Origin of the sequence: Acidovorax sp. GBBC 1281, from assembly GCF_028473645.1 — a bacterium.
Lineage (GTDB): Bacteria > Pseudomonadota > Gammaproteobacteria > Burkholderiales > Burkholderiaceae_C > Paracidovorax.
Genome location: NZ_CP097269.1, coordinates 3,101,496 through 3,113,565, shown reverse-complemented (window position 1 = coordinate 3,113,565; position 12,070 = coordinate 3,101,496). Strand labels below are relative to the sequence as shown.

The 12,070-nt window shown below is 64.8% G+C and carries 9 protein-coding genes; all 9 read left to right on the top strand.

What is annotated here, in order from left to right:
- Positions 1-24: 24 nt before the first annotated feature.
- The 9 genes from tssA to M5C96_RS14430 all read left to right on the top strand — a co-directional run bounded on the left by tssA (position 25) and on the right by M5C96_RS14430 (position 12,009).
- Entirely contained in the window at positions 25-1,032 is a 1,008-nt protein-coding gene (gene tssA, locus M5C96_RS14470) for a type VI secretion system protein TssA (protein WP_272563860.1), read from the top strand.
- A 313-nt stretch (positions 1,033-1,345) separates the two neighbouring features.
- The gene (tssB, locus tag M5C96_RS14465) at positions 1,346-1,885 is read left to right on the top strand and encodes a type VI secretion system contractile sheath small subunit (protein WP_272563859.1); all 540 of its coding nucleotides are present in this window, start codon (positions 1,346-1,348) and stop codon (positions 1,883-1,885) included.
- Between the two features lie 18 nt (positions 1,886-1,903).
- Positions 1,904-3,400, top strand: a complete 1,497-nt coding sequence (tssC, locus tag M5C96_RS14460; RefSeq protein ID WP_272563858.1) for a type VI secretion system contractile sheath large subunit — start codon at positions 1,904-1,906, stop codon at positions 3,398-3,400.
- Positions 3,401-3,595: 195 nt separating this feature from the next.
- Entirely contained in the window at positions 3,596-4,390 is a 795-nt protein-coding gene (locus M5C96_RS14455; RefSeq protein ID WP_272563857.1) for a type VI secretion system accessory protein TagJ, read from the top strand.
- A gap of 8 nt (positions 4,391-4,398) precedes the next feature.
- The gene (gene tssE / locus M5C96_RS14450) at positions 4,399-4,923 is read left to right on the top strand and encodes a type VI secretion system baseplate subunit TssE (protein ID WP_272563856.1); all 525 of its coding nucleotides are present in this window, start codon (positions 4,399-4,401) and stop codon (positions 4,921-4,923) included.
- 69 nt (positions 4,924-4,992) lie between these two features.
- Positions 4,993-6,867 carry a type VI secretion system baseplate subunit TssF gene (gene tssF / locus M5C96_RS14445; protein WP_272563855.1) on the top strand — a complete coding sequence of 625 codons (1,875 nt, stop codon included), beginning with the start codon at positions 4,993-4,995 and terminating at the stop codon, positions 6,865-6,867.
- The gene (tssG, locus tag M5C96_RS14440) at positions 6,864-7,994 is read left to right on the top strand and encodes a type VI secretion system baseplate subunit TssG (protein ID WP_272563854.1); all 1,131 of its coding nucleotides are present in this window, start codon (positions 6,864-6,866) and stop codon (positions 7,992-7,994) included. The genes tssF and tssG overlap by 4 nt, the downstream gene beginning before the upstream one ends.
- Positions 7,995-8,031: 37 nt before the next feature.
- Entirely contained in the window at positions 8,032-10,797 is a 2,766-nt protein-coding gene (gene tssH, locus M5C96_RS14435; protein ID WP_272563853.1) for a type VI secretion system ATPase TssH, read from the top strand.
- Positions 10,798-10,875: 78 nt separating this feature from the next.
- Positions 10,876-12,009 (top strand): DUF2325 domain-containing protein, encoded by a 1,134-nt coding sequence (locus M5C96_RS14430; protein WP_272563852.1) that lies wholly within the window; start codon positions 10,876-10,878, stop codon positions 12,007-12,009.
- Positions 12,010-12,070: the final 61 nt, after the last annotated feature.

The following is a 12,070-nucleotide window of genomic DNA, read 5'->3' as shown; positions in this document are numbered from 1 at the left end:
CGATGCGAACTGACAGGTATTTGAATGATCGATCTTGACGCCCTGCTGGCGCCCACCAGCGATGCCCCACCTTGCGGTGAGGATCTGACGTACGACGCCGACTTTCTTGCCCTGGAAAACGCCGCGAATGGCAAGCCGGAGCAGCAGTTCGGCGAGACCGTGATCCCGGCGGAGCCGCCGGACTGGCGTGACGTGGAAAAGCGCTCCACGGCGCTCCTTTCCCGCACCAAAGACATCCGGGTGTTGGCCAAGCTGTCCCACGCCCTGACCAACACGCAGGGCGTTCGCGGCATGTCCCAGGGGGTGCAGCTGATGTCTGCCATGTTCAGCCAGCATTGGGATCACCTCCATCCGCTGCCGGAAGACGGCGATCACTTCATGCGAATGAATGCAGTGGCTTCGCTGAACGACGTGACCGGGCAACTGCGGGATCTTCGCCAACAGGATTTCTTGCGGTCTGCTGCAGGTGCGATCAATGTCCGGGATGCGGAGGCCCTGGCGCGCGGCACGGCAGCTGATGGCACCATCAAGATGTCGCTGGATCAATTGCGTGGCGCCGTGTTCGACGCCTGGCGGCAGGGCAACGAGACGCTCCGCGCGTGGGTCGTGGCCAGCGAGGCTTTCGATTCGATGCAAGCCATCTTCCGCGATCAACTCGACGCGGACCAACGACCCGATCTGGAGCAGATTCGCGGCGTGTTCAGCGTGCTTCGCGATCTGATTCCCAAGGATGCCGATGCTGCCGCGCCGGTGTCGGACGCGGAGGAAGAGGCGGGGGGCGTACCTGTTGAAACTCCTCTGGCTACTGCATCCAACCAGGGATTTGCGCTGCGCACGCGGTCCGATGCCGTGTCGCGCCTGATGGAGATTGCTGAATTTCTGGAACGCACGGAGCCCACCAATCCTGCTCCCTTGCTGATCCGAAGGGCCGTGCGACTGATGAGCCTGGACTTTCTTGACATTCTTCGTGAACTGTCTCCAGACAGCGTGGCCCAAGTGGAAAATATCACTGGCGTGAAGAGCCCTCTGTAAACGTTTTGTAGCATCTAAGCGCGAAGGGCTGGAGATACTTGCGGGACGGAGCGCAGTGCGGATACTACAGCCTGTCCAAAGTTCCATTCATGGGTTTGAGTCTGGATCCGCGGACCCTCTCTGCGGTATGTTCCAGTATCGGAGTGGTAATCCAGCCGACCAAGAACGGTGATGCGGCGTGCCCAAAGAAATGGGCGTTCCATTTTGTTATGAATTTGTAAGTTGGTGTTGTTGCGAAGTCGTTGTAATTGCGATGCCTTCACAAGACCCTACGCTCACGTTTTATAAATCCTAGGAAAAGAGAAGTTACATCATGACACTGAGCAAAACGGGCAAGAGTGGTCAGAAATTCATCGCTCGCAATCGCGCCCCCCGGGTCCAGATCGAATACGACGTGGAAATCTACGGCTCTGAAAAGAAAGTGCAGATCCCGTTTGTGATGGGCGTGATGGCCGACTTGTCCGGCAAGCCTGTCGAAGCGTTGCCGGAGATTGCCGACCGCAAATTCCTGGAAATCGACATCGATAATTTCGATGCGCGGATGAAGTCCATCAAGCCCCGCGTCTCTTTCAACGTGCCCAATACCCTGACCGGCGATGGCCGCCTGCACATCGAACTCACGTTCGACAGCATGGAGGATTTTTCCCCCGCGGCCATCGCCCGCAAGGTCGGTGCGCTCAATTCCATGCTCGAGGCACGCACGCAGTTGCACAACCTGCTGTCGTACATGGACGGCAAGCAAGGGGCCGAAGAATTGATCAGCAAGGTCTTGAAGGATCCGGCACTGCTCAAATCGCTCGCCGCCATGCCCAAGCCGGCCGACAGCGCTGAACCATCGACGGACGTGAAATAAGCGAGGAGTGACCCGACCATGAATGCACGCCAAATGGAAGCGGCACCAGCCGCCCAGACACTCGAAGGCAACGAATTCGCTTCGCTGCTGCAAAAAGAATTCAAGCCCAAGACCGATCAGGCACGCGAGGCCGTCGAAGCCGCGGTGCAGACCTTGGCCCAGCAGGCCCTTGCGGCCTCCGCCACGCTGTCGGATGACGCCTATCAAACGGTGCAGGCGATCATTGCGGAAATCGACCGCAAGCTGTCCGAGCAGGTGAACCAGATCATTCACCACAGCGAATTCCAGCAACTGGAAGGCGCATGGCGCGGTCTGCACCATCTGGTCCACAACACCGAAGTGGACGAGATGCTCAAGATCCGCGTGATGAACATCTCCAAGAAGGAACTGCATCGCAACATGCGGCGCTACAAGGGAGTGGGCTGGGACCAGAGCCCCATCTTCAAGAAGGTGTACGAAGAGGAATACGGTCAGTTCGGTGGCGAGCCCTTCGGCTGCCTAGTTGGCGACTACCACTTCGACCACAGCCCGACCGATGTGGAATTGCTGGGCGAACTGGCCAAGGTGTCCGCCGCGGCGCATTGCCCCTTCATTTCCGGCGCCTCGCCCGCCATGATGCAGATGGAATCCTGGCAGGAACTGGCCAATCCCCGCGACCTGACGAAGATCTTCACCAACACCGAGTACGCCGCCTGGCGCAGCCTGCGCGAGTCCGATGATTCGAAGTACATCGGCCTGGCCATGCCGCGTTTCCTGGCGCGCCTTCCCTACGGCGCCAAGACCAACCCGGTGGACGAATTCGATTTCGAAGAGGAAACCGCCAGCGGCGATCACAGCAAGTATTGCTGGGCCAATTCGGCCTATGCGATGGCCGTGAACATCAACCGCTCGTTCAAGTACTACGGCTGGTGCACGTCCATCCGCGGTGTCGAGTCCGGCGGTGCGGTGGACAACCTGCCTGCCCACACCTTCCCAACGGACGATGGTGGCGTGGACATGAAGTGCCCGACCGAAATCGCCATCAGCGACCGCCGCGAAGCGGAGCTCGCCAAGAACGGCTTCATGCCCCTGGTGCACCGCAAGAACTCCGATGTGGCCGCATTCATCGGTGCGCAGTCGCTGAACAAGCCGGCCGAGTACTACGACGCTGACGCCACGGCCAACGCCAATCTGTCCGCGCGCCTGCCTTACATGTTCGCCTGCTGCCGCTTTGCGCACTACCTCAAGTGCATCGTGCGCGACAAGATCGGATCGTTCAAGGAGCGTTCCGACATGGAGCTGTGGCTGAACGACTGGATCATGAATTACGTCGATGGCGATCCAGCCAATTCGTCGCAGGAAACCAAGGCCCGCAAGCCTCTGGCGGCTGCCGAAGTGCAAGTGGAAGAGGTCGAGGGCAACCCGGGTTACTACACCTCCAAGTTCTTCCTGCGTCCGCACTACCAGCTCGAAGGCCTGACTGTTTCGCTGCGCCTGGTTTCGAAGCTGCCGTCGGTCAAGCAAGCCGGCAACTGATCCAGCGCTCTTGCGACAGGCGTCGGGGGTCATGACTCCCACGCCTTTGGATTCACCACAGCGCTGACTTTCGATGGGTGCAGACCACGGGGTGCCTGACATGGCATCGGCCCTGGTCTCGCGCCGGCTTCCCGCCGGGAGGATGCATCGGCGGCGCTGTCTTCATGCCCTTTCGTTCAAGGTCCCATCCGTCCCATGATCTTTGATTCCAAGCTTCCGTTGGATACGCAGCTGAGTTCGTTGAAGGAGGCCATTCGCAAGGATCCGGCGGATGCGTCTCTGCGCGTTTACTACTTCCAGATGCTGGTGCTGTTCGGCGAGTGGCAGAAGGCGCTCGACCAATTGCAGATGTGCGCGCAACTGGACAGCAAGACGGCGCCGATGGCCAAGGCCTACCGCGAGGTGATTCTTTGCGAAGTGGCTCGGCGGGACGTGTTCGCTGGCCGGCGTACGCCGCAGATTCTGGGGGACCCACCGGCCTGGCTGGGCTGGATGGTCGAGGCGCTCCAGTGCGCGGCGGACGGCCAGGCCGAAAAGGCCGCCGAACTGCGCAGCAGTGCCTTCGACGAGGCACCCGCTTCGCCGGGTGAACTGGACGGCAGCCCGTTCGAGTGGCTGGCGGATTCCGATGCACGGCTGGGCCCGGTCTGCGAGTTGTATGCCAACGGCGGGTACTACTGGGTTCCTTTCACCGCGATCCAGCAGATCAACTTCGAAAAACCGCAGGACTTGCGCGATCTGGTCTGGTCGGCCTGCGAGGTGACGCTGGTCAACGGCGGGCAGATGCTCGGATTCATTCCCACCCGGTACCCGGGCTCGGAAAGCGTGGCATCCGATGGCGTGCGCCTGTCGCGCACCACCGAGTGGAGCGATCTGGGGCAGGAGCAGGTGGCTGGCCTCGGTCAGCGCGTGTGGATTTCCGAGCAGGCAGACCATGCACTGCTCGACGTGCGCCGCATCAAGTTCTCGGCCGAATCGACCCAGGGCTGACCCGATCCATGGCGACCACGCGCCCCAATGACAACTTCGGCAACGGAAAGGACCGCCTGCAGCCGGCCCTGCTGGACCGCCTGACGGACCACGAGCCCAGCAAGCGCACCGAGCGTGCCGATGCCGTCTATGTCACCGAGGTCCGCCTGCGCCAGGCCCTGTTGCGGGATCTGAACTGGTTGCTCAACGCCTCGGATGCGACCTCGCACATCGATTTCGAAGGCCTTCCCGAGGCCGAACGGTCGGTGATCAACTTCGGCATGACGCCACTGGCAGGCCAGTTGCTGTCCGAGCTGGACTGGAAGGACATCGAGAAAGCCATCCGCAAGTCCATCCTGGCCCACGAGCCCCGCATCCTTCGCGACACGCTGACGGTGGCCCTGGCCCCCTCCAGCAAGCTGTTCAGCCACCACAACACGCTGCAGTTCGAAATCCGTTGCCAGTTCTGGTCCGCGCCTTATCCGATGGAATTGCTGCTCAAGACCAGCCTGGACCTGGAAACCGGGCAGGTGGTCGTCTCTGATTTACGGTGAAGTGATCCAGGCCATGCATCATATTTGCGCCATCCGACCGGTCCTCGATGTGCCGGAGGGCATGTCCCGATGAATCCTCGCCTGGTCGAGTACTACAACCGGGAGCTCAGCTATCTGCGGGAGCTGGGCGCCGAATTCGCGGCCGCCTTTCCCAAGGTGGCCGGCCGCCTGTCGCTGCGCGAGCTGGAGGTGGCCGACCCCTACGTGGAGCGCCTGCTGGAAGGGTTCAGCTTCCTGACCGCCCGCATCCAGATGAAGATGGACGCGGAGTTTCCGCGGCTCTCCCAGCGCATTCTGGAAATGGTCTGTCCGCACTATCTGGCCCCCACGCCGTCGATGGTGGTGGTGCAGATGGACCCCAGCGCGAGCGAAGGCAGCCTGGCCGATGGCTACACGCTGCCGGTGGGCAGCGTGCTGAGGGCGCGCAAGACGGCGGAGGAACAGACGCCATGCGATTTCCGCACCGGGCACGAGCTCACGTTGTGGCCGATCGATCTCACGCAGGCCCGTCTTGGCGGCCCGCCGCTGGACCTGCCGCTGTCGCGGCTGCGCCTGCCCGAAGAGCCTGCGGCACACCTGCGCATCGACCTGTCCACCCGTGGAGCGCTGCGTTTTTGCGACCTGCGCATGGACCGGCTGGAGGTGCACATCTCGGCAGGCGATGCGGTGGCATCGCACCTGCAGGAGCTGATCCACGAGTCGCTGATCGGCATCGTGGTGCACGATGCGCAGGACCCCTCGCGGGTCTGGGCCCACCTGCCGGCCGATGCCCTGCAGGCAGAAGGCTACGAGCAGTCGCAGGCCCTGTTGCCGTACTCGCACCGCAGCTTCCAGGGGCACCGGCTGCTCCATGAGTATTTCGCGTTCCCGGCGCGGTTCCGGTTCTTCTCGATTCGCGGGCTGCAGACCGCTCTGGCCAAGGCCGAGACCAAGGCCATTGCGATCACCTTGCTGCTGCGCCGTGCCCAGCCTGCGCTGGAAGCCCAGGTGGATCGGCACAAGTTCCTGCTGCACTGCGTGCCCGCGATCAACCTGTTCGAACGCCCGGCCGACCGCATCCATGTGGCGCCGAACGTCAACGAATACCACGTGGTGCCCGACCGCACCCGCCCTCGGGATTTCGAGATCTACAGCGTTCTGGGCGTGACGGGCCACCGCGAGGGGCAACTCAACGACCGCGAGTTCGTGCCGCTGTTTTCTTCCATCCATGGCATCCGGTCCAGCGACCAGGCCTACTTTGCTGCGCGCAGAGAGCCTCGCCTGTTTTCGGAACATGCGGCGCGCTTCGGCCCCCGAACGCAGTACCTGGGCAGCGAGGTGTTCATCTCCCTCGTGGATCAGCGGGAAGCCCCGTTTTCGGACGATCTCAAGCAGCTGAGCGTGCGCACCCTGTGCACCAACCGCGACCTGCCGTTGCTGATGGGCGGGCGCAGCAGCGAGGGCGACTTCACCACGGTGGAATCCGTGCCGGTGGACCGCGTTCGCACTGTAGCGGGCCCCACGCGGCCCACATCCAGCGTGGCCGAGAACGAGATCACTTGGCGCCTCATCTCGCACCTGTCCCTGAACTACCTGGCGATGACCGACCTGTCGGAAGAAGAGGGCGCGGCCACGCTGCGCGATCTGCTGCGGCTGTACCTCGACCTGGGCGACAAGGACCTGTCCGGCCAGGTCTCCAGCATCAAGGGCGTGGGCATTTCCGCCATCACCCGCCGCCTGCCTCAGCATGGGCAACTGGTCTATGGCCGTGGCGTGGGGGTCTCGGTCGGCGTGGACGAAAGCTCCCTGGCCGGTGTCAGCCCCTGGCCGCTGATGGCCGTCCTGGAGCGCTTCTTCGCGCGGCACGTGGGAGTGAACAGCTACACCGAACTGGCCCTCGATTCGCGCCAGCGCGGCCGCATCGCGCAGTGGCGGGTGCGGCCTGGCCAAAGGCCCTGCACATGAGCCGTTTGCCCACGCTCGACGCGGGCGACGCCCGGCAGGCGCGGATTGCACGGCCGGCAAGCGAGGCCGGGGTGGCGCTCTTTTGGCAGAAGCTGAAAGACAACCCGCACGAATTCGATCTGTTCTTCACGTTGCGGCTGCTGCAGGCCCGCCAGCCCGAGTTTCCCCGGTTCGGCCGGGCACTGCGGCCCCAGGGCGAGTCCCTGCGCCTGGGCCAGGACCCGTCGCTGGCTTTTGCGCCGGCGACCCTCGCGGAGGTCCTGCCCGCTGTGGCGGGCCAGCCAGAGCGGCTGATGGTGTGGAATTTCGGGCTCTACGGGCCCAACGGGCCGATGCCCACGCACCTAACAGAGTACGTGCGCGAGCGCCTGCGGCAGTACGACGACCCGACGCTTGCGCGCTTTTCGGACATCTTCCACCACCGGCTCTTGCTGCTGTTCTTTCGGGCGTGGTCGGACCCGCAGCCGACCACCTCGCTGGACCGGGCGGGCGACGACTCCTTCGGCCGGCATGTGCGCAGTCTGGTGGGGCTGGGCGAGCCCACACAGCGGTCCCGCGACGCGGTGCCTGACCACGCCAAGCAGTACATGGCGGGCCACCTCACCCGCTGGACGCGCAACCCGGAAGGCCTGACCGCCGCCATTCGCCTGTATTTCGGCGTGCCGGTGGAGTTGATCGAATACGTACTGCACTACCTGGAACTCGAACCCCGCCAGCAAACGCGGCTGTCGCGCAATGCCTGCAATTCACAGTTGGGCGTGGACACCGTGGTCGGAAGCCGGGTGCCCGATGCACAGAGCAAGTTCCGGCTGCGGATCGGGCCGCTCACGCTGGCGCAGTACGAACGTTTCCTGCCTTCGGGCGAAGACTTCCAGGCGCTGGTGGACTGGGTGCGCAACTACCTGGGCATCGAGTTCGCGTGGGACTTCGAACTGGTGCTGCGCCGCGAAGACGTGCCCCCCTGCCAGCTCGGCGGCGCCACGCGGCTGGGGTGGACGACCTGGTCCCTGTCGGCGCCCGCCACCCGCGATCCGGACGACTTCCGCCTGGACCCCGAGCACTGGCTGACCCTGCGCAAGGGCGCTGCCCGCCGCGCCACCTCGCCACCCACATCCGCGCACGCCTGATGCGCTCCCTTTTTAAAAACTGACTCACCGAGGTCCCATGTCTGAAATTAGCCGGCAAGCCCTTTTCGGAAAATTGAATCCCCTGCTGTTCAAGTCGCTGGAAAGCGCTACGGTGTTCTGCAAGCTGCGTGGCAACCCGTATGTGGAGCTGGTGCACTGGTTGCACCAGTTGCTGCAGGAAACCGATTCCGATCTGGTGCGCGTGTTCCGGCACTTCGAGATCGACGCTGAAAAGCTCGCGGCCGACGTGCTGCAGAGCCTGGACCGCCTTCCGCGCGGGGCCACCTCGATCAGCGATTTCTCGGCGCAGATCGAGACCGCCATCGAGCGCGGCTGGGTCTATGCCACGCTGATGTTCGGCGAGTCCCAGATCCGCAGCGCCTACTGGCTCTCCGGCATGGTCCGCACGCGGGCAATGGCCAATGAACTGCGGGCCATTTCCAGCGAACTGGGCCGTTTGACGGAGCCGGCCTTGAGCGACGCGTTCGCGAAGCTGCTGCCCGATTCGCCGGAATCGCGCCTGGGCGCGGCAGACGGTTCCGGCCTCTCGGGCGTGCCCGGCGAGGCCAGCGGTGCCACGGGCCCGACCGGCACGGGGCGTGGCGAGGCGCTGCAGAAATACACGGTCGATCTGACCGAGCGCGCGCGCCAGCAGGAACTGGACCCCGTGACCGGGCGTGACGAAGAAGTCCGCCAGATGGTCGACATCCTGATGCGCCGCCGCCAGAACAACCCCATCCTCGTCGGCGAGGCCGGCGTGGGCAAGACGGCCGTGGTCGAAGGCCTGGCGCTGCGCATCGCGGCGGGCGACGTGCCGCCGCCGCTCAAGGACGTGCAGCTGCGCGTCGTGGACATCGGCCTGCTGCAGGCCGGCGCCAGCATGAAAGGCGAGTTCGAGAACCGCCTGCGGGCCCTGCTGGACGAGGTGCAGGCCAGCACGGCGCCCATCGTGCTCTTCATCGACGAGGTCCATACGCTGATCGGCGCGGGCGGGCAGGCCGGCACGGGCGATGCGGCCAACCTGCTCAAGCCCGCGCTCGCGCGCGGCGTGCTGCGCACCATCGGGGCCACCACCTGGGCCGAGTACAAGAAGTACATCGAGAAAGACCCGGCGCTCACCCGGCGCTTCCAGCTCGTGCAGATCCACGAGCCGGACGAAGCCAAGGCCGTGCTCATGCTGCGTGGCGTGGCCGCCAAGCTGGAAGGCCACCACCGCGTGCGCATCGGCGACGACGCGGTGGCCGCCGCCGTCAGCCTGTCGCACCGCTACATCCCCTCGCGACAACTGCCGGACAAAGCGGTGAGCCTGCTGGACACCGCCTGCTCGCGCGTGGCGATGGGCCTGCATGCCACCCCGGCGCGCCTGGAGGCCGTGATCCGGCAACTGGAGTCGCTGGCGGTCGAAAAGGACATCGTGCAGCGCGAACTGGACCTGGGCGTGGGGGAGACCGAGCGCTTCGACGAAATCAATGCGTCGCTGGCGCGGCTGGAGGCAGAGCATGAGGTGCTCAAGGCCCGCTTCGAAAGCGAAAAGGCCATGGTGCAGCAGATCGTGGACGCGGAGGCAGCCGTGCTGTCCCGCCGCGTGGCCAAGGAGGCCGCGGCCCAAGCTGCGCCGCCCGCCGAAAGCGCCGCGCAGGGCGGCACCGTGGCATCCGCCGATGTGCAGGGCCCGGCCGATTCGGCACCTGCGCCAGCGCAGGGCGATGGTGCGGACCCCGCGGCCGTCCAGCAGTTGAGCGGCCTGCGCGGTGAACTGCTGCGCATGCAGGGCGAGGACCCGTTGCTGCAGCCCGTGGTCGATGCCAGCGTGGTGGCCGCCGTGGTGGCGGAGTGGACCGGCATTCCGGTGGGCCGCATGGTGCGCGACGAAGTCAAATCGGTGCTCACGCTGGCGGACACGCTGGAAAAGCGGGTGATCGGCCAGCGGCATGGCCTGGAGGCCATCACGCGGCGCATCCAGACCGCCCGCGCGCAGCTGGACAACCCGGGCAAGCCCATCGGCGTGTTCCTGCTGGCGGGCCCGTCGGGCGTAGGCAAGACCGAGACCGCGCTTTCGCTCGCCGAGGCGCTGTACGGTGGCGAACAGAACCTCATCACCATCAACATGAGCGAGTTCCAGGAAGCGCACACGGTCTCGACCCTGAAGGGCGCGCCGCCCGGCTACGTGGGCTACGGCGAAGGCGGTGTGCTGACCGAAGCCGTGCGCCGTCGGCCCTACAGCGTGGTGCTGCTCGATGAGATCGAGAAGGCCCACCCCGACGTGCACGAGCTGTTCTTCCAGGTGTTCGACAAGGGTTGGATGGAAGACGGGGAAGGGCGTTACATCGATTTCAAGAACACGGTGATCATCCTGACCTCCAACGTGGGTTCGGAGCTGATCGCCGGCATGTGCCGCGACCCCGATCTGGTGCCGCCGCCCGAGGCCCTGGCCAAGGCCGTGCGCCAGCCGTTGCTCGAAAAGTTTCCGGCTGCGTTGCTGGGCCGGCTGGTGGTGGTGCCGTATTTCCCCATCTCCGACGCGATGCTGGACCAGATCATCCGCCTGCAGTTGCAGCGCATCCAGACCCGCATCCTGGAGCGGCACAACGCGCAGTTCACGTTCGACGAGGCCGCGGTGCAGCTGATTCGCCAGCGCTGCAGCGAGGTCGAATCCGGCGCGCGCATGGTGGACGGCATCATCACGCAGAACCTGCTGCCGCGCCTGGCCATGCAGTTCCTGCAATCGTCCGTGGACGCGCACGTGATCCGCCAGATCCAGCTCAGCGCATCGGACAGCGATTTCGAGATCGTGTTCGGTTGATGCCGACGCTCCATGGCCCCTGGCGCAGGGGCCATGGAGGCTGGCGCCAGCCCCAGGACGACCAGCAAGGAAGAGGGAATGGTGCTGGCGGCAGGCGTTCGCACGCCGGTGAAGGCCGCGCGGCATTGCAGTCTGGAAAGGACGCCGTTCATTCGTTCGAACGGATGCATTCATCGCAAAAAAAGCCTGGCTACGCGAGCACGCCCGTTGGCTGGCAAAAAACGACCCTTCGGACGGAGAGTCCGGGAGTCGCCCCACGATGAAACCGATTGGGGGCTGACCGGATTGGCGGTGGATTCTGAGAAGAACCACCGAACACCCTGGCCAGCGATTGACGCCAGTGTATCATTAAATGAGAATGGTTATCAATCAAATGTGCCGCGCTTGCAGCGGCACCTCAGCAGTTCACTGTGGGTCGAGCAGGGGCGCAGCCGGGTGCGCCTTGCTGGCATCGGGCTCGTCCCGCATCGGTTTGAAAAGGGAGCGCAGATGACCGACACGCCGTTGGAAGATCTCATCGAGGAACACCGGGTCCTTCTGGACGGGTATGGGCGGGCGCAGATCCGCTGCAGCCGTTTACTGGCCATGCAGGCTTCAGAGATCGAGCGCCTGCAGGCCCAGTCCATCCGCCTGCGGGCACGGGCCATCGTGGCCGAGACGGCGCTGGCATTCGCCCGGGAGGAGGCCGCCGAAGGGAATGCCGCTGCGCTCCAGGGCCCGGCGCGGCGGCGTGCCATGGGCCGGCAGATCGAAGCCCTGGGGCAGCGCATCCATGAGCTGATGCGCGAGGTGCTGCACTGGCAGTGGCGGGCCGCGCGTTCCCATCACACCATGCCATTGCCTGCCATGGCGTTGCGGGCGGTGGCGACCGAGGGCCTGTCGGCCCGGCCAGGACGCATGCGGTCCGTGGTTTGCATTGCGCCGGATGCCGCGGGCAGCCTGATCGCGCAGCCGGTGGGCCGCAAGCCGGAAGCGGCGGTGGAAGAAAGCGCCGCCGCATTGCCCGGCGGAAATGCGGCGCTGGAAGCCAGCCTGATCGCCGCCGACTTCGTGATCTGCCAGACCGGCTGCGTCGGCCATGACGACTATTGGCGGGTGCAGGACCACTGCAAGCGCACGGGCAAACCGTGCGTGCTGGTGGACCAGCCCCAGGTCGTTCAGATCATGCGGGGGCTGGCGCATCCGCAGGACGAGCCCGTGCTGCAGCGGTAGGCAAGTAGCCCACGCACCGCGGGCTTCGGACGGGCGCGATCGGTAGCGGCTGATGATCGGT

Excerpts from the sequence above, each read along its gene's own strand:
- tssH (WP_272563853.1), top strand. The coding sequence starts at position 8,032 with ATGTCTGAAATTAGCCGGCAAGCCCTTTTCGGAAAATTGAATCCCCTG.
- tssG (WP_272563854.1), top strand. The coding sequence starts at position 6,864 with ATGAGCCGTTTGCCCACGCTCGACGCGGGCGACGCCCGGCAGGCGCGG.
- M5C96_RS14430 (WP_272563852.1), top strand. The coding sequence starts at position 10,876 with ATGGTGCTGGCGGCAGGCGTTCGCACGCCGGTGAAGGCCGCGCGGCAT.
- tssF (WP_272563855.1), top strand. The coding sequence starts at position 4,993 with ATGAATCCTCGCCTGGTCGAGTACTACAACCGGGAGCTCAGCTATCTG.
- tssC (WP_272563858.1), top strand. The coding sequence starts at position 1,904 with ATGAATGCACGCCAAATGGAAGCGGCACCAGCCGCCCAGACACTCGAA.
- tssA (WP_272563860.1), top strand. The coding sequence starts at position 25 with ATGATCGATCTTGACGCCCTGCTGGCGCCCACCAGCGATGCCCCACCT.
- tssE (WP_272563856.1), top strand. The coding sequence starts at position 4,399 with ATGGCGACCACGCGCCCCAATGACAACTTCGGCAACGGAAAGGACCGC.
- M5C96_RS14455 (WP_272563857.1), top strand. The coding sequence starts at position 3,596 with ATGATCTTTGATTCCAAGCTTCCGTTGGATACGCAGCTGAGTTCGTTG.
- tssB (WP_272563859.1), top strand. The coding sequence starts at position 1,346 with ATGACACTGAGCAAAACGGGCAAGAGTGGTCAGAAATTCATCGCTCGC.